Annotated in this window: 13 protein-coding genes; 9 read left to right on the top strand and 4 right to left on the bottom strand. The window is 68.1% G+C overall.

Annotation, left to right across the window (positions count from 1 at the left end):
- The first annotated feature begins 106 nt into the window (after window positions 1-106).
- Window positions 107-586 (top strand): FAD synthase family protein, encoded by a 480-nt coding sequence (locus tag ACZ7NC_RS32055; RefSeq protein WP_471493258.1) that lies wholly within the window; start codon window positions 107-109, stop codon window positions 584-586.
- Here ACZ7NC_RS32055 and ACZ7NC_RS32050 read toward each other — a convergent pair.
- Window positions 540-1,262 carry a CDP-alcohol phosphatidyltransferase family protein gene (locus ACZ7NC_RS32050; RefSeq protein WP_471493162.1) on the bottom strand — a complete coding sequence of 241 codons (723 nt, stop codon included), beginning with the start codon at window positions 1,260-1,262 and terminating at the stop codon, window positions 540-542. The two genes, ACZ7NC_RS32055 and ACZ7NC_RS32050, sit on opposite strands and share 47 nt — an antisense overlap.
- Window positions 1,263-1,402: 140 nt before the next feature.
- Between ACZ7NC_RS32050 and ACZ7NC_RS32045 the strand changes: the two genes are divergently transcribed.
- From ACZ7NC_RS32045 to ACZ7NC_RS32010, 8 genes are all read left to right on the top strand, one after another.
- Entirely contained in the window at window positions 1,403-2,308 is a 906-nt protein-coding gene (locus ACZ7NC_RS32045; protein WP_471493160.1) for an ATP-binding cassette domain-containing protein, read from the top strand.
- Between the two features lie 45 nt (window positions 2,309-2,353).
- Window positions 2,354-3,124: an ABC transporter permease gene (locus ACZ7NC_RS32040; RefSeq protein WP_471493157.1), complete on the top strand. Its 771-nt coding sequence runs from the start codon at window positions 2,354-2,356 to the stop codon at window positions 3,122-3,124.
- A 332-nt stretch (window positions 3,125-3,456) separates the two neighbouring features.
- Window positions 3,457-10,437 carry an SDR family oxidoreductase gene (locus ACZ7NC_RS32035; RefSeq protein WP_471493155.1) on the top strand — a complete coding sequence of 2,327 codons (6,981 nt, stop codon included), beginning with the start codon at window positions 3,457-3,459 and terminating at the stop codon, window positions 10,435-10,437.
- A gap of 14 nt (window positions 10,438-10,451) precedes the next feature.
- Window positions 10,452-15,158: a type I polyketide synthase gene (locus tag ACZ7NC_RS32030; protein WP_471493153.1), complete on the top strand. Its 4,707-nt coding sequence runs from the start codon at window positions 10,452-10,454 to the stop codon at window positions 15,156-15,158.
- Window positions 15,155-15,508 (top strand): acyl carrier protein, encoded by a 354-nt coding sequence (locus tag ACZ7NC_RS32025; protein ID WP_471493150.1) that lies wholly within the window; start codon window positions 15,155-15,157, stop codon window positions 15,506-15,508. Before ACZ7NC_RS32030 ends, ACZ7NC_RS32025 begins: the two co-directional genes overlap by 4 nt.
- A gap of 3 nt (window positions 15,509-15,511) precedes the next feature.
- A complete protein-coding gene (locus tag ACZ7NC_RS32020; RefSeq protein ID WP_471493148.1) occupies window positions 15,512-16,342 on the top strand; it encodes an alpha/beta fold hydrolase in 831 nt (276 codons plus the stop codon).
- On the top strand, window positions 16,339-17,541 hold the full coding sequence (locus ACZ7NC_RS32015; RefSeq protein WP_471493145.1) for a glycosyltransferase: 1,203 nt from the start codon (window positions 16,339-16,341) through the stop codon (window positions 17,539-17,541). The genes ACZ7NC_RS32020 and ACZ7NC_RS32015 overlap by 4 nt, the downstream gene beginning before the upstream one ends.
- Before the next feature lie 113 nt (window positions 17,542-17,654).
- The gene (locus ACZ7NC_RS32010; RefSeq protein WP_471493142.1) at window positions 17,655-18,968 is read left to right on the top strand and encodes a ferredoxin reductase family protein; all 1,314 of its coding nucleotides are present in this window, start codon (window positions 17,655-17,657) and stop codon (window positions 18,966-18,968) included.
- A gap of 320 nt (window positions 18,969-19,288) precedes the next feature.
- Here the strand turns inward: ACZ7NC_RS32010 and ACZ7NC_RS32005 are convergent, their stop codons facing one another.
- From ACZ7NC_RS32005 to ACZ7NC_RS31995, 3 genes are all read right to left on the bottom strand, one after another.
- Window positions 19,289-20,191: an SLATT domain-containing protein gene (locus ACZ7NC_RS32005; RefSeq protein WP_471493139.1), complete on the bottom strand. Its 903-nt coding sequence runs from the start codon at window positions 20,189-20,191 to the stop codon at window positions 19,289-19,291.
- A 503-nt stretch (window positions 20,192-20,694) separates the two neighbouring features.
- Window positions 20,695-20,994, bottom strand: coding sequence for a hypothetical protein (locus ACZ7NC_RS32000; protein ID WP_471493137.1), 300 nt, complete (start codon window positions 20,992-20,994; stop codon window positions 20,695-20,697).
- Window positions 20,995-21,060: 66 nt separating this feature from the next.
- Window positions 21,061-21,909: a glycosyltransferase family 2 protein gene (locus ACZ7NC_RS31995; protein WP_471493134.1), complete on the bottom strand. Its 849-nt coding sequence runs from the start codon at window positions 21,907-21,909 to the stop codon at window positions 21,061-21,063.
- Between the last annotated feature and the right edge of the window lie 19 nt (window positions 21,910-21,928).

The following is a 21,928-nucleotide window of genomic DNA, read 5'->3' as shown; positions in this document are numbered from 1 at the left end:
ATGTCGTAAATGCCTTTGGGAGCAATATCGCATTCCCTGGACATTCGAGGCTTGATCATGCTGCGATGTGATGGGGACGCATATCGAATGGGGGTTCCAGCTCAACATGCCTCAGATCGTGGGCTATGCGCCAGGTGTCTATGACCTGTTCCACGTCGGCCACCTCAACATCCTCAGACACGCTCGCAGTCATTGTGACTACTTAGTCGCCGGAGTCGTCTCCGACGAAATGGCGCAGAGCGCCAAGGGCCGTGCGCCCGTGGTGCCGCTGGTGGAGCGCCTGGAGATCGTACGCAGCATCAACTTTGTGGACGCCGCGTTCGTGGAAACGGTGCCGGACAAGCTGAAAACCTGGAAACAGATCCGGTTCGACGTGATCTTCAAGGGCGACGACTGGCGCGGCACGCCCAAGGGCGACCGCCTGGAGCGCGACTTCGCGACCGTCGGCGTCGAAGTCGTCTACTTCCCTTATACCGCCCACACGTCGAGTACCCAGCTGCGCAAGGCGCTCGACGCGCTCGCAGCGCAACGATCGCCGATTACGCCGGGCGTATCGCAGCCAGTTCCCGGAACCACTTCGCCATGAAGGCGGGCAGAAAGAGTGCGTGCGCGGCAAACAGCACCGCATACCCCGCCAGGAATACGTGGTCATCGCCCAGCAGCAGGAAGACTGTGCAGAACACGCCGTAGTCGACCGGCAGCAGAGCCAGGCCCCGCAGTCGCGAGGGCGCGACGACAGGCGTCCCGGCAGCTCCCTTGCCTGCCTTTGGCTTGAGTTTGTCGGTGAGTAGCCCGCCGAAGAAGACCAGAACTGCCGCGAACTGAAATCCCAACGGCAACAGCAGCCAGCCGGGGCTCGGCAAGGAATGGAATCGGTAGAACGAGATGAGCACGGCCGCGTGCAGCGCGGTGATCTTCGCGCAGTCCACCACGTGATCCAACCACTCCCCCACCGCGGTGCTTTGTCCTCGCAGCCGAGCCAACTGACCATCTGCGGAGTCGAAGGCAAAGCCTGCCGCGAGGGCCGCGTAGACGGTCGTTCCCAGCAGCCACGACGGCCGGGCACAAGCGAGCAGGACCACCGCAGAGAAAGTTAAAGCGGCGCTGATCAGGGTCACTTGATTCGGCGTCATCCCGGCCCGGTAGGCCGCAGCGGCCAGGACCCGCCCCGCCGGACGATTGATGTGGCGCGAGTACAGCGAGATGCCATTCGCTGTTTTCTGCGCTCGCCGCAGCTCGCGATGAGCCGCACCGAATGTCATGGCTCGAGGCTACATCCGCACCCCTGGCACTGGCACTGCCGGAACTCGAGAACCGAGATGCCCTGATGCCGATGATGCGTGCCGCCCTCCCTGCAGGTCCAGGAATGGCGAGGGCAATCCTTCCCACTTAGCGTGGAGGAATGATCGAGTTAGAGGGGCTGACTAAGCGGTACGGCGATAAGTTAGCGGTCGACCAGCTGACCTTCGCCGTTCGACCAGGAATCGTGACCGGTTTCCTCGGACCCAACGGCGCGGGCAAGTCCACGACCATGCGCATGATTCTCGGCCTGGACCGTCCTACCGCTGGCGACGTCCGCATCGACGGCAAACACTATGCGGACCTGCGCGATCCCCTCACATACATCGGCGCCCTCATCGAGGCGAAATCCGTGCACGGCGGCCGGAGCGCGTACAACCACCTGCTCTTCCTTGCTCAGAGCAACGGCATCCCCCGCCGCCGAGTCGACGAAATGCTGGATGTCGTCGGACTCACCTCGGTCGCACGCAAACGCGCCAAGGGCTTCTCTTTGGGCATGGGCCAGCGTCTCGGTATCGCCGCGGCGCTCCTAGGCGACCCGCGCATTCTGATGTTCGACGAGCCCGTCAACGGCCTGGACCCCGAGGGGATTCACTGGATCAGGAACCTCATGAGACATCTCGCCACCACCGGCCGCACTGTATTTGTCTCCAGCCACCTCATGAGCGAGATGGCGTTGACCGCCGACCATCTGGTGGTCATCGGCCAGGGCAGGCTTCTCGCCGACACTTCGATGGCCGACTTCATCGTGCAGAACTCGCGGTCCTACGTGCGACTGCGCTCGCCCGAACAGGAGAGGCTGCGCGATGTCCTGCAGGGGGCCAAGATCGCCTATGTCGCGGGGCAGGACGGTTCGCTGGAGGTGGAGGGAGCGGCTTCGTCGCAGCTGGGCGAACTGGCCGCTGCGCACCGGCTCGTACTGCACGAACTGAGCCCTCAGCAGGCCTCCCTCGAGGAGGCATTCATGCAGCTGACGGCGGAGTCGGTGGAGTACCACGCGCACACCTAGGCCGGCGATTCGATTGTCCGCGGTGAAAAAAGGAGCCCCTGAGCGATGACCGCAATGAGAGTCCTCCAGTCGGAGTGGACGAAGATCAGGTCAGTGCGGTCCACCCTGTGGACACTTGTCCTGGCATTCATCGTCACGCTCGCCCTCGGTTCACTGATCAGCATTGTCAGCCGCAACACCTTCACCGACCTGTCGCCCGACGAAAGGGCTTCGTTCGACGCGACCTACATCAGCTTCTCGGGCATGGCTCTCGGCCAGCTGGCGATGATCGTCTTCGGAGTGATGGTGGTGTCGAGCGAGTACAGCACCAACACCATCCGCGTGTCGCTCGCCGCCGTCCCCCGGCGAGCGGCCTTCCTTTTCAGCAAGGTCGCCGCGGCTTCGGGGCTGGCCTTCCTTGTCGGATTCGTGACGAGCTTTGTCGCCTTCTTCCTGGGCCAGAGCCTGCTGGGCGAGTACCGGGTATCGCTCGGCGACACCGGTGTGCTCCGCGCCGTGCTCGGTGGCGGCCTCTACATGGGCCTCATCGCGATGTTCTCCATGGGAGCAGCGGCGATGCTGCGCAGCCCGACGCTGTCGCTGGGGATTCTGATGCCGTTCTTCTTCATCATCTCCAACATCCTGGGCGCCCTGGACGCCACCCGGAAGGTCGGCCAGTACCTGCCGGACCAGGCGGGCGGCCATGTGATGCAGGTGGTCGCACAGCCGGACGACACAGCGCCGTACGGGCCGTGGGGTGGTCTCGCCATCATGGCGGGATGGGTGGCGGCAGTACTGATCGGCGGCTACTTCGTCCTCAGGCAGCGGGACGCATAACACAGCGCGCACGACTCAGGATTGTAAGAACATCACAGAAACTCTCGTTCGCTACTGGCGAGTTTATCGGCCCCCATCCCGGGGATTTTTGCAGGCATGCGAGTAAATCGATCTTTGCATCACGCTTCGCTCGCTTGTTATGGAGACAACAATCATACGGAACCCTCGCCTGCCTTCAGTTATCAATGATGTGAGACGTGAAGGTGTCGCGACTGTATGGAACTGCTCTTATTGTCGACTCCCGGGATCACCATCGGCGTATCCTTGCGTCGATTCGTCAGCTATGCCGCCCAGGCTCCCCGCCATGCAGTCTCGCGATTATTCGGAGAACCATGACAACCGCTGTGCGCAACGCCAATATGATCATTGGCATAACCCCGTTCGGTGAGCCCGATACAAGGCTTGCCATGGCGGTCAGCCGCGCCGGCGGGCTCGGCGTGCTCGACCTGGGGATGGGCGACCGTAGCTCCAGAGAGGCTCTGGCGCGCATGCGGCACCTCGCACCCGATCCGTTCGGAGTGCGGGTTGGAGCGTTGTGCCGGATCACCCCTGCAGAGCTGACGGCGGGGACACGGGACGGCGGGCCGCACACAGTGGTCCTCGGCGTCGACTCCGCGTGGGCGGTCGGCGATGTCGCCGGGGAGCACCAGGTTCTGGCAGAGGTCACGGACCTGGAGCAAGCCCTGGAAGCGGCGGCCGCCGGAGCGCACGGACTGATCGCCCGCGGAAGTGAGAGTGGTGGCCGGGTCGGGGAGCTCAGCACCTTCGTCCTGTTACAGCTGCTGCTCTCCGAGCAGCGATTAGACCTCCCCGTCTGGGCCTGCGGCGGCATCGGTCCGCGCACTGCGGCGGCTGCCGTGGCCGGCGGGGCGGCCGGGGTCGTACTGGACAGTCAGCTGGCGCTGCTGGCCGAGTCAGGGCTCGACGAGGCGGCAGCCGTTGCTCTGCGGTCCATGGATGGCTCGGAGACCGTTGTCATGGCCGGTCACCGTGTACTGCACCGCCGTGGCCCCGTCATGCCGCACGTGGCGGCCGACGAACCTCAGGCGGTGGCGGCGGCGCTGGGCGCCCGGGATCTGCGCACGCAGTTACTGCCGGTGGGCCAGGACGGCTTCCTCGCTGCCCGTTTCGCCGAGCGCTGGCGCGACGCCGGACGTACGGTCCGCGCCCTGGCCGACGCCATAGAGCAAGCTGCCCGGGACGACATACCGTCCCGGGCGCTGCGAGAGGGCTCCCCGATGAGCCGCGCACTGGGGACCCGGCTGCCCGTCGCGCAAGGGCCGATGACCAGGGTCAGTGACCAGGCGCGATTCGCCGCCGCCGTCGCTGAGGACGGCGCCTTGCCGTTCATCGCGCTGGCGCTCGCAGGCGGCGAGAGGACGCGGGCGATGCTGGAGGAGACCGGTGCCGCCCTGGCTGGGAAGCCCTGGGGCGTCGGCGTGCTCGGCTTCGCGCCGGAGCATCTCAGAGGCGCTCAGCTCGATGCCGTACGCGACTTAAAGCCCACACACGCGATTATCGCGGGCGGGCGGCCGTCACAAGCCGAGGCACTGGAGCAGGTCGGGATCCGGACCTTCCTGCACGTGCCATCGCCCGGGTTGCTTCGGCAGTTCCTGGAAGCCGGTGCTCGCAGGTTCGTCTTCGAAGGTGCCGAGTGTGGCGGCCACGTCGGGCCGCGGACGGGCTTTGCGTTGTGGGAGGCCCAACTCGCGGTGCTGGAGGATTTCCTGGCCGACGCGGACGAGGGCACCGCTCAGCAGCTGGAAGTGTTCTTCGCGGGGGGCATTCACAGCGAACGCTCTGCGGCGATGGTCTCCGTGCTGGCCGCACCGCTGACCGCGCGCGGGGCCTCCGTCGGCATCCTCATGGGCACGGCTTACCTGTTCACCGAGGAAGCGGTCAATGGCGGGGCGATCACCCCCCTCTACCAACAGCATGTACGGGACGCGACCCGCACCGCGCTGGTCCAGACAGGGCCCGGCCATGTCACCCGCTGCGTACCCAGCCCCTTCACCGAGAGCTATGCGGAGCGCGCGGCGCAGCTGCGGGCCCGGGGCGGCTCCGACCGGCGTGTCTGGGAGGAACTGGAGCAGCTCAATGTGGGCCGGCTGCGGACCGCCAGCAAGGGAGTCGAGCGCGACGCAGCCGGTGTGCTAGTACCGGTCGGCGAAGAGCGCCAGCTCACCGAGGGCATGTTCATGGCCGGTGACGTGGCCATGTTGCGATCGGCCACCACCACCATCAGCGCGCTGCATCACGCCGTGACCGAAGGCGCGGCGGACTTCCTCGACGGGCGGCCCGACCTGCTTCGGCGCTCGGTCACGGACAGCACGGGCGCCGAACCGGCAGCTCCGGAGCCCCTCGACATCGCTGTAGTGGGAATGGCCTGCATGTTCCCCCAGGCCCCGGACCTGGCCACTTTCTGGGCCAATGTGCTCAGCGGCCATGACGCCATTACTGAGGTTCCGCCCGAGCGCTGGGACCCCGCCGTGCATTACGAGGAGGACGGAGGCGGCGCCACCACGTCGAAGTGGGGCGGGTTCCTGCCCGAGATCCCCTTCGACCCCCTCCACTACGGCATTCCGCCGGCCTCGCTGGGCAGTATCGAACCTGTCCAGCTGCTGTCCCTGGAAGCCGCCAGGCGAGCGCTGGAGGACGCGGGATACGGCGAGGACGGCCGGGCGTTCGACCGCTCGCGCGCCTCCGTGATCTTCGGTGCCGAGGCGGGCAGTGACCTCTCCATCGCCGCCACCATGCGCGCGGTCCTGCCGTCCTACTACGGCAGCGTTCCTGAAGGCATGCGGGAGCAACTGCCCCGGCTCACCGAGGACTCCTTCCCCGGCATGCTGGCGAATGTGATCTCCGGGCGGATCGCCAACCGGCTGGATCTGCGCGGGGCCAACTACACGGTGGACGCGGCGTGCGCCTCGTCACTGGCCGCGGTCGACGCCGCCTGCAAGGAACTCGTGAGCGGTACCAGCGACGTCGTCCTGTGCGGTGGAGCCGACCTCCATAACGGGATCAGCGACTATGTGTTCTTCTCGTCAGTGCATGCACTCTCCCCGACCGGCCGATCGCGCGCCTTCGACAGCTCGGCAGACGGCATCGTTCTGGGCGAGGGCGTCGCCTGCGTCGTCCTGAAGCGGCTTGCCGACGCCGAACGGGACGGTGACCGGGTCTACGGCGTGATCAAGGGCCTTGGCAGTTCCAGCGACGGCCGCTCGCTCGGCCTGACGGCACCCCGCCCCGAAGGACAGCGGTCCGCTCTGCAGCGGGCGTACCGCAACGCCCGCGTCTCGCCCGCCGAAGTCGGTCTCGTCGAGGCCCACGGCACGGGGACCGTCGTCGGTGACCGTACCGAGCTGACCGTCCTCAGCGAGGTGTTCAGTGAGGCCGGCGCCGAGACGGGCGAGTGCGTGCTCGGTTCGGTCAAGTCGCAGATCGGGCACACCAAGTGTGCTGCCGGCCTCGCCGGGCTGATCAAGACCACGCTATCGCTGTACACCGGCGTCAGACCGCCGACCCTGCACCTTGGGCAGCCCAACCCGGCCTGGCAGGAGGAGAATAGCCCCTTCGCGTTCCACACCCAGGTGCAACCCTGGGCCACACCTGCGGAGAAACGTTTCGCCGGAGTCAGTGCGTTCGGTTTCGGCGGGACCAACTTCCACGTGGTGCTCGGCGCCCACACAAAGACACAGCCGCCAGTTCACGGACTCGACGCCTGGCCCGCCGAGCTGTTCACTTTCCGTGGGAAGGACTTGGCCACGGCGCACCAGGCCATCGAAGACATTCTGAATGCCGCCGAGGACGGAATGTGGCGGTTGCGGGATCTCGCGCTGAGCGCAGCCCGCCGCTCCGACGCCGACGACAGTCCAGTGAGAGTCGCGGTCGTGGCCACGGACGTCGACGGGCTAAGGGGCCAGCTGCGCAAGGCCCTGGCCGGTCAGCACGACCCCGCCGGGGGAATTCACCTCGCAGCCCCGCCCCTGCCCGACGGCACTACGCCGGTCAGCTCGCAGGGCAAGAAGGTCGCGTTCCTCTTCCCCGGCCAGGGCAGCCAGTGGCCGGGAATGCTGGCCGACGTCTTCGTCGCATTCCCGGAGCTCCAGCACTACCTTGAACTCGGCCACGCCCACGCCGCCGCGCTGTATCCCCCCGCTGCCTTTGACGATGTCGCACGGGCCCAGCGCCGGGCGGCACTTACGGACACCAGGGCAGCCCAGCCGGCCCTCGGGGTGGCGGGACTGACCGCCCATGCCCTGCTCGGCGCGGCCGGAGTACGACCGGACATGGCGGCCGGCCACAGCTACGGGGAGCTGGTCGCCCTGTGCGCGGCCGGTGCGTTCAGTCCACAGACGCTGCTGGAGCTGAGCGTCGAACGGGCGACGGCGATCCTCGCGGCCGCTGGTGACGAGCCGGGCACCATGGCAGCAGTCGCGGCTGGTGCCCAGGATGTCGAGCGCGCCCTGCGCGAGACACAAGCTCCCGGCTCCGTCGTCGTGGCCAACCACAACTCCCCCCGGCAGACAGTGATCTCGGGCCCGACGCAGGCGGTTGAGGAGGCCGTACGACTGCTGCGCGAAGCCGGGTACGGCGCCAAGCGCATCTCCGTCGCCTGCGCCTTTCACAGCCCCCTGGTGGCCGGTGCCCCGGACCAGTTCGCCGAGGCGCTCGCGAGCCGGACCGTGCGTCCGCCCGAGTTCCCGGTGTGGTCCAACCGCACAGCCGCCCCGTATGGCGACGACCCGGATGCGATCCGTGCGGAGCTCGCCGCCCAGATCAGCGCCCCTGTCGCATTCGTCGCACAGATCAAGGCGATGTACGAGGCCGGTGCGAGGATCTTTGTAGAGGCCGGGCCCGGCAGAGTACTGACGCGGCTGGTCAGCGGGATCCTGGGCGAACTCCCGCATCATGCCATCGCCTGTGAGCCCAACGCGGACAGCGGCTTGTATGGCTGGCTCGACGCGCTGGCCCAGCTGGCTGCCGCCGGATTGCCGGTCCGCACCACATGGCTGTTCCGAGGGCGCGACGCCGTCGACGCGGGCACGGCCGCGGCACCGGCACGCCCTGGCTGGACCGTCAACGGCCAGCTGATCCGCACCGCCGACGGAGAACTCCTCCCCCAAGCCCTCGCACCGGCCCGACGAGTCGTGGAACCAACATTGACGACGAACCACTCCCATGCCGTCCCGTCGGACAGGGACGCGCTAATCTCCGAATTCCTGCGCACCAGCCGGGAGATGGTTGCCGCCCAGCGGGACGTCCTCCTGGCCCATTTCGGCACGACGCCGGCAGAGCTGATCGCCGCGCCCATGCCCGGGGCTGCGTTACCGCATTCCGTATCAGCCGAGCTTTCGCCGCCCGGGCAAGAACCGGAACCCAGGTCGGCCGCCGAATCCCTGGGCGCTGCATCCGCCGCCGAAGGAATCACAGAGGCGGACGTGCTGCGGATGGTCCTGGAGATCATCAGCGAACGTACCGGCTATCCGGTGGACATGATCGAGCCCGACCTCGATCTGGAAGCGGATCTGAGCATCGACTCGATCAAGCGGGCCGAGATAGCCGGCGAGCTGGCCAAACGTCTAGGAGCCGGGACCTTCGCGGACGGCGTCGGTGTGGACGACGAGGAGCTGGAGCAGTTGACGAGGGCCAACACGGCGGCATCGGTGGCCGACTGGATCGCCGGGCGTCTGGCACCCGCCGAAGCGCCCGGGCTGGAACCGGTGGAAGAGTCCCCGCCTGCGATGGAGCTCCTAGAGCTGGAGATGCCACAGGAAGCCGATCGAGTCGAGGACGCCGAGGTGCGCGAAGACGCTGCGACGGCCGGCACAGCACCGAAGCGGTTCCAGTTACGGCCGGTACTCCTGGACCAGCCCCACGTCGCGATGAACGACCCGTCAGCCGTGCTGGCCGGCAAGCGTTTCGTCCTGGTCGGCGACGATGACGCGAGTGCGGCACAGGAGGTCTCGGCCAGGCTCGTCTCCTACGGTGCCGAGGCAGTGGCTGTCGGCCGAAAGCAGCTGCTCACAGAGGCGGACGGTCAGGTGGACGGGGTGCTGTACCTCGATGCCCTCACGCCTTCCCGGCCGGTGCTGCCTTGCGCGTTCCCCGTGTTCCAGGCCGCCCTCGCGCGCCATCCGCGCTGGTTGTTCGCGGTACGGCCGGCAGTCGGCGACTTTCCGAGTCTGACGGGGCTGAGATCGGCAGGGTTGCACGGCTTCTTCCGCACCATCGCACGTGAGTATCCGCAGACCGACGCGCGGGTCATCGACCTCAGCGACACCGGCCCCTCGGCCGTCGCCGACGCCTTGCTCGCCGAGCTGCTCAGCCCTGAACCAGCGCCTGTCGTCCTGCGCACGGCGTCCGAACGGCACAGCCTGGAGCTGAAGGAGGTGCCACTCGGCAACACCGGTACCGGAGCAGCCGGCGAGGGAGCCGCTGTGGCCACCGCTCTCGGGCTCGACCGCGACGCCGTCGTCCTGCTCGTCGGCGGGGCCCGCGGCATCACAGCACGGCTTGCCACCCAGCTCGCCTGGATCTCCCGGTGCCGTATCGAACTGCTGGGCAGGACATCCGTCCCGGCTGACGCCGAAGATCCGGCGATGGCCGCGGCCCGTACCCCCGCCGAGCTGCGCGCAGTGCTCGCCTCACGCGCGGTGGACGGTGCCAGGCCGGCCGATATCAACCGCGAGGCCGAACTGATACTGGCCCAGCGTGAGATCAGCACCACCTTGGAGGAGCTCGCCGCTTGCGGCAGCGAGGCGCGCTACCGCTCGGTGGACGTGCGGGAGCCGGACGCGTTGATTCAAGCGGTGAAAGAGATCTACGCCGAGCACGGCCGCCTCGACGGCGTGGTCTACGCCGCCGGCGTGATTGAGGACCGGCTGATCACCGAGAAGACAGCCGAGTCTTTCCACCGTGTGTACGACACGAAGACGATAGGCGCCGGGGCGCTGCTCTCGGCACTGAAGGAACTGCCCGAGGGGCCCTCGTTCACAGTCCTGTACGGCAGCATCTCCGCCGCCCTCGGCAACCGCGGCCAGGCCGACTACGCCGCGGCCAATGACGCCCTGGAGAGCCTCGGCGCTACCTGGGCCGCCCGCACCGGACGCCGGGCGCTGACCGTGCACTGGGGTCCATGGGCGCCGTCCGACGGGCACACCGGCATGGTGAGCCCGGAACTTTCCCGGGAGTACGCCCGGCGCGGGGTCGGCATGATCGACCCGGACGAGGGCACCGCGGCCCTGCTGCGCGAACTCGCCTGGGGCGACCCAGCGGCCGGAGCCGTCGTCTACACCTCCTCGGGCTGGTGACCATGACGAACGGCATGACCGCTCGAGAACTGCCGCCGGTGGCCATCGTGGGGATGGCGGTGCTGCTGCCCGGCGCCCCTGACCTGGACACCTACTGGCGCAACCTGCGCAACGGTGTGGACGCGATCACCGACGTACCCGAGGGGCGGTGGGACCCGGAGTTCTACCGCCCCGGCTCCGAGTCCGGCCCGGCCGCCGCCCACCAGGTGTACTGCCGGCGCGGCGGTTTCGTGGATGGTCTGGCCGAAGTGGAGGTCACCCGGTTCGGGATCATGCCGAACTCGGTGGCCGGCACCGAACCCGACCAGCTCATCGCCCTGAAGGTGGCCGCGGCGGCCATCGCGGACGCGGGAGGGGAGGACCAACTGCCCGACCGGCACCGCGTAGGCGTCATCCTCGGCCGGGGCGGCTATCTCACGCCGGGACTGGCCCGCCTCGACCAACGCGTGCGCACCGCGGGACAACTCGTGCGTACCCTCGGTGAGCTGATACCCGACCTGAAACCCGGCCAACTCGAGCGGGTTCGGGCCGCCTTCACCGAACGGCTCGGTCCCGACAGCCCGGAGGCGGCCATCGGCCTGGTGCCCAACCTCGCCGCCTCGCGGGTCGCCAACCGCCTCGACCTGCGGGGGCCTGCCTACACCGTGGACGCCGCGTGCGCGTCGTCGCTGGTGGCGGTCGATCAGGCGGTGCGCGAGCTCGCGGCGGAGCGCTGCGACCTGATGCTCGCCGGCGGTGTGCACCACTGCCACGACATCACGCTGTGGAGTGTCTTCTCCCAGCTGCGCGCGCTCTCGCCCAGCCAGCGGATTCGCCCCTTCCATCGGGGCGCGGACGGCATTCTGATCGGTGAGGGCACCGGCGTCGTGGTCCTCAAGCGCCTCGCCGACGCCGAGCGCGACGGTGACCGGATCTACGCCGTCATCCGGGGCACCGGTGTGGCCAGCGACGGCCGTGCTGCCGGTCTTGTCACCCCCGATCCCGGTGGCCAGGCCCGCGCGCTGCTCCAGGCATGGCAGGCGGCCGGGCTCGACCCGGCCCAGCCAGGGTCGATCGGCCTTTTGGAGGCCCACGGCACCGCGATCCCTGCAGGCGACACGGCCGAACTGGCCACCCTCGCCGACGTGTTCGGTCCCGGAGATGCCAGTGACGCGACTGGCACCGACCGGGCGGTGATCGGTTCGGTGAAGTCGATGATCGGCCACACGATGCCCGCCGCCGGAGTGGCGGGACTGGTCAAGGCCGCCCTCGCCGTCCACCACCAGACGCTCCTGCCGACGCTTCGCTGCGACGACCCGCACCCGGCCCTCGCGGCCACCCGCTTCCGTACGCTGGACGAGGCGGCTTTCTGGGACACCACCGCGGAGCAGCCGGTCCGCCGGGCGGCCGTCAACGCCTTCGGGTTCGGCGGCATCAACGCGCACGTCGTCCTGGAACAGGCACCCGGCGATTGGACGCGGACTTCCGGAGCGGTTGTGCCGCATCGGGCGACCGCAAGCGCCGGCACCGCTACCCTCACCGTCACCGAGTCGGAGCGGGTGCTCATGCTCGCCGCCGACAGCGGCGAAGGCCTCGCCGCCCTGTTGGACGCCGACGATTCGGACGTGCTCGCCTCGGGTCTGGATACGGAAGGCGTACACCCGGACGCGGGCCCTGCCCGCCTCAGCATCGTCGCCCCGAACGCCAAGCGGCTCTCGCTGGCGCGACGAGCGGTCGCCAGGGGGCGCGCCTGGCACACCCGCAGCGACATCTGGTTCAGACCCCGCCCCCTGCTCGAGAACGGAGACGGGAAGCTGGCCTTCGTCTTCCCGGGGCTCGAAGCCGACTTCGCGCCCCGCGTCGACGATGTCGCCTCCCACTTCGGCCTGCCCGGCGTCCCAGTCCCCGCCGGACGGTCCCCGGAAAGCGACCATGTACTGGATGCCGGCATGCACGGATTCGGTGTCGTCGGCACCAGCCGCCTGCTCCACGCCGCTATGCACCGCATGGGCATCGTCCCTGACGCGGTGGCCGGGCACAGCATCGGCGAGTGGACGGCGATGACTGCCGCCGGAATGTACTCCTGGGACGAGGTCGACGACTTCATGGCCTCGTTCAACCCCGACACGGTGACAGTCCCAGGTCTGGCCTTCGGCGCCATCGCGGCGCCCGCGGAACGTGTGCAGGCCGCGCTCGACGACGGATGGGCGAAGGCCGGGCTCCTGCTCTCCCATGACAACTCGCCCAGCCAGTCGATGGTGTGCGGGCCGGGAGGGGCCGTGGAGGGAATCGTCCGTTCCTTCCGCGCCCGGGGTGTGCTCTGCCAGGTGCTGCCCTTCCGGTCGGGCTTCCACACGCCGATGCTGCGGCCCTACCTGGGGCCCATCAAGAAGGCGTCGAGCCGGTTCCGGCTCCATCCGCCGACCGTCCCCGTGTGGTCCGGGACGACCGCGGCCCCCTTCCCGGAAGGCGAGGCGGCGGTGCGTGAACTGTTCATCCGGCACCTGCTGGAACCCGTCCGCTTCCGGCAGCTCATCGAAGCCATGTACAGGGCAGGCCACCGCACTTTCGTGCAGGTGGGCCCCGGCCGGCTCAGCTCTCTCATCGGCGACACCCTCAGTGGCCGCGACCACCTGGTCATCGCCGCCAACTCACCGAACCGCCCGGGTATCGCCCAGCTCCGCCGGGTGGCGGCCGCCCTGTGGGCGGGCGGCGCCGCGGTCGCACCTGCCCTGTCACCGTCCGCGCAAGCGGCCGGTACGGGCCAGGTGGTCGCCCAAGGCCGGGAGGAACGGCCACCGGTGCGGCTCGAGCTGGGTGGGGCGCTGGTCTCACTGGGCCGGGCCGGTGCCGAACTGGGCGCCGAACTGGGCATCGGCGCTTCGGCCAACCGGCAGGCAGCCCCGGCCGGCGCATCGCCCCTGGACGCGCTCGCCGGGCATTCTCCGGCCGCGGCCGAACTGAACGCCCTGCTACGTGACACCGCGGACGCCGCTGCCGCACTGATCACCGCGGGCCGCCGTCCCTCTGCCCCGGCCGTCGTTCGCCCCAGCGACTCCATCAGGGCGCCGCATTCCGCGCCGAGCGCGCCGGCCCTTCCGGCACCGCGGCAGGCCGATCCTTCCGAGGGCAGGTCGGGCCAGCCGGTGCAGACGACTCGAGCCGGCCGTCGGCTGGGCTGGCGCAGCACCGTGCGAGTCTCCACCGACACCATGCCTTACCTGCGCGACCACTGCTTCTTCCGGCAGCGGGCGGACTGGCCCGACATGGCCGACCGTTGGCCGGTCGTCCCGGCCACCACGATCGTCCACCACATCATGGAGGCGGCGCAGCAGGCGGCACCGGGGATGCACGCAGTCGCTGTGCACGGGGCCCGCTTCGAGGAGTGGCTGACCGCTGCACCTCCCGTCGACGTACCCGTGACGGTCACCGCGGCGGACGACGGCCCGGACCGCGTCGCGGTGTCCTTCGGCCCCCGAGCCCACGCCGTGGTCGAGCTCGCCGGCCAGTTCCCCGCTCCACCCGCCACCCGCTGGCGAACGGACCCTGCGTCCGAATCAGCAGCACCTACCCACGCCGCGGCCCACCTCTACAGCGAACGCTGGATGTTCCACGGGCCCGCGTTCCAGGGGGTTTCCGAGCTGATTGCGACCGGCGAAGCGCACGTCCGGGGCGTGATCACAACGCCGTCGGCCCCGGGTGCCTTGCTGGACAACGTGGGCCAGGTCATCGGGTACTGGATCATGGCGACCCGCACCGAGCGCACCGTGGTGTTCCCTGTGCAGATACGACACATACGGTTCCACGGGCCGCATCCTCGCCCAGGGACCAAGGTGGAGTGCCTGGTGAGGATCACTTCCCTCACCGACACCATGCTCGAAGCCGACGTACAGCTGACCGTGGCGGGAACGGTCTGGGCGGAGCTCACCGGCTGGCAGAACCGCCGCTTCGACAACGATCCGCAGACCAGGCCCTTCGAACGGTTCCCCGAGCGCAATACCCTTGCCGAGGCCAGGCCCGGCGGCTGGTCCCTGCTCCATGAGCGGTGGCCCGATCTCGCCTCGCGCGAACTGATCATGCGCAGTGCGCTCAGCGGTGAGGAGCGCTCCGAGTACGCGCGACGCGCCCCTCGCGGTCGCAGGCAGTGGCTGCTCGGCCGGATCGCGGTCAAGGACGCCGTACGGCAGTGGCTTTGGGAGCGCGGAGAGGGCCCTGTCTTCCCCGCGGAGATCCGAGTGCACAACGACGAATCAGGCCGCCCATATGTCACCGGGCTGTACGGCCGGAAACTGCCGCCGCTGGAGGTCTCGCTGGCCCACTGCGCGGAGACGGGGGTCGCGATGGTACAACCGCCCACCAGACTCGGCCCGGGACCGGGCATCGACATCGAAGAAGTTGTCGAACGCGACGCGCAGACGCTGACTGCCGCCCTCGGCGACGCCGAACTCAGGCTGCTGCGCGCCCGGTGCGCCGCCACCGGTGAGTCCGAGGCGCTGTGGTTCACACGCTTCTGGACCGCGAAGGAAGCTGTCGCCAAGGCGGAGGGGACGGGCCTTGGCGGTCGTCCCCGGGACTTCATCGTGGTCGAAGCGACGGCCGACCGGCTGGTGGTTCTGGGGCGGCATGAGCGCGCCTACACGGTGCGATGCGAGCGGGCGGGCAATCCCCCGCGGCTGCCGAGCAGAGATTACGTCGTGGCCTGGACCACGGGCACGGCGGAGGCAGAGGAGAACGGTCGATGACCACATTCGAAAGGCAGCCGTCGCGAGGCAACCTCGTGCGCGAGGACGAGTTATCGGTCCTCGCCGACATCGCGGGCATGCTCAGGACGATCCTCGACGAAACCGATGACCAGGGCGGGTACGAGGACGGCCTCGAGAACATCGAGATGGAGACCCGATTCCACCGCGACCTGGAACTGGAGAGCATCGACCTGGTCACCCTCGCGGGCCTCTTGAAGGACAGGTACGGCGATCAGATCAATTTCGCTGAGTTCCTCGCGGACATGGAGTTCGAGGAGATCATCGAACTCACCGTTGGCAGGCTGGTCGAATACGTCGTGCGCAGCCTCGGGGCCGCGGAGGTGGACTGACGCATGGCGATGATCGACATCGGTGACATCCGGCTGCATGTACAGAGGGTGCCTCCCAAGGGCCGGCCGGCCGTCGCGACCGCGGTGCTCGTCCACGGCATGCTCACGGACAGTCTGGCCAGCTACTACTTCACCCTGGCACCGTCGTTCGCACAGGCCGGCATCGACGTCGTGATGTACGACTTGCGAGGCCACGGCCGCAGCGAACGCCCGGACAGCGGATACACCCTCGACTACAACCTCAACGACCTGGACGCACTGCTCGACCGGCTGGATGTGACCGGACCGGTCCACCTTGTCGGCAACTCCTACGGTGGCACGGTGGCCTTCAGCTATGCCGTACGCCGTCCCGAACGCGTGGCGAGCCTGTCCGTCATCGAGTCCAGTCCGGCGACCCCTGACTGGGCGGCGAACCTGGGCGTGGGCATGCGTCAGTGGGCGGCCAGGATGGAGAGGGACGAATCTGCCGTACTGGCCTGGATCACCGCGCATCGCGGCCACCACAAGGCCCGCCAGGCCAAGCGCGCGGCCCGGCTGGTACAGGCCACGACCATCGTCCGCGACATTCCGGCCAGCCGAGTGCTGACCGAGGACCAGATACGGTCGGTGCGCTGCCCCGCGCTCTTCATCTACGGCGGCGAATCGAGCCTGGTCGAACAGTCACCGTGGCTCAAGTCCCTGCTGCCGGACTACCGCAGCGTTGTGGTACCGGGGCACGAGCACTCCGTGCTGATCGAGGCGCCACAAGCGGTGGGCGCCCATATTCTCTCCCTGATTCATGAGGTGGCCGAGGCAGGATCTCCGGGCACGGCACTGGGGACGGATGGCCCGTGAGCAGATTCCTGTTCGTCGTACCGCCCCTGGTCGGTCACATCAACCCGACCGTGGGGGTGGCAGCCGAACTGACCGCGCGCGGGCATCAGGTGGCCTGGGCGTCCGCCGGTCACGGGTTCGTGCGGCAGCTCGCGGGGGACGAGGCCCTCGAGTACGCGTGCACCGGGCCGGTCCTGGGCTCAGGTGACGCAGTGCGGCCCCCCGAGCTCCGCGGTCCCGAAGCGCTGAAGTTCCTGTGGGAGGACTTTCTGATACCTCTCGCCGAGGCGATGGCTCCCGGGGTGAGGGCAGCCATCGGGGATTTCCGACCCGATGTGGTGATCGCCGACCAGCAGGCCGTGGCCGGCGGACTGGTGGCAGAGCAGATGCACGTGCCGTGGGCCACCTCGTCCACCACCACGGCCGAGTTCGCGTTCAACGACGCCCTGGCAGGCATGCCCAAGGTCGCGGCATGGATCGACGCGCTCCTGAAGGACCTGCGCGTCCGCATCGGCGCCGCGCCGGGCACCGCGGACCCGCGGTTCTCCCCCCACCTGGTGCTCACGTACAGCACCCGGGAACTCGTCGGCCCCGGCGCCAGGGCGGACGGCCAGATCCGTTATGTGGGCCCCTCGATCGCGGTCCGCCCCGCCGCACCGGATTTCCCCTGGGACTGGCTCGACACCCGCGCCACCGTGCTGGTCACTCTCGGCACCGCCAATACCGACGTCGGAGCCCGTTTTCTCGGCGAGTGCCTGAAAGCACTGCGCCACCGCGCGGACCGGCTGCAGGCGGTGATCGTCGATCCTGGAGACGTGGTGGGCACCACCGCCCCGGACGACAAGGACGTGCTGGTTCTCCCCTCCGTCCCCCAACTCGCCCTTCTGGAACGGGTTGATGCCGTCGTCTGCCACGCCGGGCACAACACCGTGTGCGAGGCCCTCTGGCATGGAGTTCCGCTCGTGGTGGCCCCCATCCGCGACGACCAGCCGGTCGTGGCCAGTCAGGTGACCGGTGTGGGGGCGGGCGTCAGGGTCAGGTTCGGGCGGGCCACCGCCCCCAGGCTGGGTGCGGCGATCGACGCCGTGCTCCATGAACCCAGCTACCGTGCCGAGGCCGACCGGATCCGTACGGCGTTCCGCTCCGCGGGCGGCGCTGTTGCGGCGGCATCCCACCTCGAACAGCTGGCCGCCGACGGGGCCTTGGCGGAGGTGCCATGAGTTTCCTGAGCCAACCTCTGTACTGCCGGGGACGTCTTGGTGACCTTGTGCCCGGCAATGGGAGCTCTCAGGACCAGGACGACACGCACCTCCCGCCCCTCCATCCCGACGACATGGCGCCCCACAGCGTCTCACCGCCGGCGGTACGCGTGGGGATCATCACCGGGGCGTGCGCCGTCACAGCCCTCTGGGTGGTGCAAGTGCAGACGTCCGTCCGCCTGGACGCGCTGTTCGCCACCTGTGCGCACTTGAGCGGGCTGCTTGCCGGGTACGGCGTACTGGTCATGCTGCTTCTCATGGCGCGGGTGCCGGCTGTAGAGCACGGTGTCGGCGCCGACCGGCTCGCCCGGTGGCATGCGCTCGGCGGTCGCTACGTACTGTCGCTGTGTCTCGGGCACGCTCTGCTGGCCCTGTGCGGCTATGCCGCGCACACCGGCACTGACGTCCTCACTGCCTGCGTCCACCTCATGGGTTACCCCGCGGTCGCGGCGGCCACCGCCGGGACCGCGCTGCTCCTGCTCGTGGGCGTGGCATCCGCACGCCGCGTACGGCACCGCGTCGGTCACGACGCGTGGCGGGGGATCCACCTTTTTGCCTACATCGGTGCGGCCCTCGCCTTCGCCCATCAGCTGGTCGGCCCGGACATCGCGAGCAGCGCGCTCACCGTCTGGCTGTGGGCGATGATGTACGCGGCTGTCGCTGTACTGCTCGTCTGGTACCGGGTCGTCGTCCCCGTACGGCAGGCGTTGCGGCACAGCCTGCGCGTGGTCGACGTGCGAGCCGAGGGTCCGGGGGTGGTCTCCGTCGTCATGCGGGGCGCCGACCTGGACCTGCTCCAGGCCGAGGCCGGGCAGTTCTTCCGCTGGCGGTTCCTGGCCCCGGGGTTGTGGCGGACCGCACTGCCCTTCTCCCTGTCCGCACCCGTGCGGGACGACACCTTGCGCATCACGGTCAAAGCACTCGGCGAACACACACGTCGGATCCAGCGGCTGCGGCCCGGCCCGAGGGTGCTGGCCACCGGGCCGTTCGGCGCGATGACCGCGCACCGCCGCACCCGGCGCAAGGCGCTGCTGCTCGCCGGCGGCGTCGGCATTACGCCCATGCGGGCACTGTTCGAGAGCCTGCCCGGCGGGCCGGGTGACATCACCCTCCTCTATCGCGCCTCGCACGCCGGCCAGCTGGTGCTGCGCGAGGAACTGGAGCGGATCGCTGCCACCCGGCAAGCGGGATTGCATTACCTGCTCGGCCCGAGCGACGGCCCCTTCGACCCACTCGCGCCCCAGGCGCTGCGCGACCTGGTCCCCGATATCGCCGAACACGACGTGTACTTGTGCGGGCCTCCCGGGATGGCGCAGGCGGCGACGACCGCTCTGATCCGCTCAGGCGTGCCCGAGTCCCATATCCACACCGAGCGGTTCACGTTCTAGAGCACGTGCCAGGCGTCGCGGGGCAGGCGGGACTTTGCGGACACGCCCTGGGGCCTGGACACAAATTGGAGGTGATCATGGCCAGACACTGCAAGTCCAGAAGGCGGGCGCCCTCCTTGGAGGGACGACGTCGCTTGGTCGCGAGCGGCCTGTTGGGCGCCAGCGCCCTTGTCGCCACGGCTCTGACCTCGATGGTGGCGCCCAAGGCTCCGCCGGCTCCGGACCGTACACCACCGGAGACCGCGTCCCTGCCGGACGCTCAGGCCGCGCCCTGACGCTTCCGAGCCGCATCGACTGCCGCTTCGCCTGGCGCCTGCGGATCACCTCTGTCCATTCCCGTGCTGTGTCTCCCTGCCGGGCCAGGACGAGTACGCAGGAGTCGAACGAACCACGGTCACCGCCCCGACCTGGGAGCCTCGCGAGAATGAGGAGCCCCTGTGCTCCAACTGGATCTCCCGCTTTCGCTGCTCTTCCTTGATTCTTTCCACGAAGCGCGCGAAGCGCCGGAGCCGCTCCTTCTCGGCCTCATCGGGCGCGAGTGACGAATCGACGGTCTCGTATTCGTCGAGATGGAACTGCACGGCAATGTAGTGCTTCTCCAGTTCGTCTGTTGCGGTCTGGAGGTTGAAACCGCGTTCGCGGAACTTAAAGTATCCGGACAAACCAGCGGCGACACCGACGGCCGCGGTCAAGATGGTGGCCGCCGCACTCAGAAGGCTGATCCTTTCGTCCAGAGCAAGCAGGGTGGACGCAATAATCGAACCCGCGATGACGAGCACCTGAAGCGCGTTGTTGACGCGCCGGTTCATGGTTGCGCGCTTACGATAAGACTCCATCAACTCCAGCGTTGATTCCCGGTAGAACCGGAGAGCCGTCTCGGAGTAGAGCGGTAGCGCAGCTGCGGCATTCTGTTTTTCTGAGAGTGCCTGGTGAAGCTCAGAAGTGAGGTCAAGCACCTTGTTGCGACCGTTCGCCAGCGTACCGATCGCGGCGGCCGAGAGGGCCAGTATGACGACAATACCGACCCAGCGGGTAAACTCTGGCTGCGTGGCCCATAGCCTTATGACCGCTGTGTAACCGAGAATGCAGACCAGTGCCAGCGGACAAAGAATAGCCACGTAGTGCATCCGCCGACGGACCTGCTCCGCCTTCAGAGCCTGTGCAGCATGGTCGAACGCTCTACTCTTTTCTCGGTAAGCCTCTTCTAGCGCAGTGATTTCCACTTCGGTTGAGCGCCGCACGGTTTCCGTCCAGGGTGATTCAAAGCCCAGTGGCTCAGGTGAAGTTGCTGGGCGCGATGAACAATGTCCGGGGACCGCTACGAAATGCATCGAATCTGCTGTTGCGGGCGACCTGACCGGTCGCCAAAGCGAACCCAAGTCCCCATGCGCCGGGAGTCTGCCACCGGTGACCTCGTCAAGTCACCTTCGTCGGCGCGGGGTTCGGGGGACGGCGTCGGCTCAGTGGCTGGTCATGGGCCATTTCGAAACCGCGCCATTGCCGGAAGCAATGTCACCCGTTCGGCGGCACAGTCCCGCGCCAGCCGTCCCGGCAGGACCCCTCCGTTCGTCCTATAAACCCAGCGCGTGGAATCCCTTCAAGGTTCCAAGTGGGCTATGGTGCGAGGGAGTTGCGAACCAACGGCAACAGGAAATCGGGCTTTGCGCCCTCCGGTCCGCACTGTTCAAAAGAATTTTTGCAGGAATTCCAGCGCGCCCTCAGCAAGTCAGCTAGTCAAACTTTCAGGCTCTACTGGTCCCACACCGGTGAGTCTGAGAAGCTCCTGGCCGGCCCACACAAGTCCGTTCGCGAGCAGGGCCGTCTCCATACCGCCGCCGGTCTTGATGACTAGGCGGTCTTTGCGTCCAGCCTCGTCACTTATGTCCATCATCGCAAGGTTGGTCAGCACGATCTCAGCCCAGTCGCCGTTCCCTGGGTCTTGTCCCTGGGGGCCGTTGATGGACACCTCAACTCCGAGCGTGGCCCCGACGTTGAAGACAGCACTTGAGCATTGCAATTCGTCCATTACCCCAATATACGATCAATCGGGGATAAAGGGCTCTACACACTGGGACGCCGCAGGGGACCTTGATCAGGCAGACCGACGGGCCTGCCGCGCGGTGAGCTCTCTCGTCTTGAGCCCGATCTGCCAGCGGTAGAAGCTCATGGCCAGCGCGTAGTCCAGGCCGGCCCGGCCGTCCAGGAAGCCCCGCTTGTAGAGATAGGCGTAGGTGAAGGATGTGAGCGGCTTGAGCGGTGCCTTGTGGAACAGCTGCCCCTGGCGGGTCTTGGCCTTCCGGATGGACTCCTTCACCTCCGGATGGACCTCCAGCCACGCCTCCCAGTCCGAGTAACGATTGTGCCGGTCGAACCACGTACGTAAGGGGTCCAGGTCCTCGTGCTCGATGGGCGACTTCAACCGCCGCACCGCCGACGCCCCGCCCTCGGCCACCGGCTGGTAGTGACCCTCCTGTTCGCCCATGCCCGGCGCGTCCAGATCGTCCACTACCGGGAAATGGCATCGCATACGGTCCAGCAGGGCCCGTTTGACGATGGTGTAGCCGTGCCGCAGACGCCGACCGGCGAACCAGTAGCCCAGCGGGATGTCGAACGCCGCGGCCTTCAACGGCTGGGAAAAGACGTACCGCAGCTCCGCCAGCAGCTCAGGACTCATCCGCTCGTCGCCGTCGAGGAACAGCATCCAGGGGGTCTCGGGTCGCACATGATCCAGGCACCACTGCTTCTTCTTGGGGTATCTGCCGTCCCACTCATAAGGGACGACCTCGGCGCCCAGCGACCTCGCGATCTCGCAGGTCTCGTCGGTGCTGTGCGAGTCAACGACCACCACGGCCTCGACATGACCGATGACGGACCGGATGGCAGCGGCGATGTTCTCGGCCTCATTCTTGGTCGGGATCGCCACGACGATGGGGAGCTTCATCACCCCACGCTTCCTTTCT

The sequence above is a fragment of the Streptomyces sp. NPDC111802 genome (genome assembly GCF_055634335.1).
The sequence above is the reverse complement of the archived record's forward strand: the minus strand, read 5'-3'. Positions and strand labels throughout refer to the sequence as shown.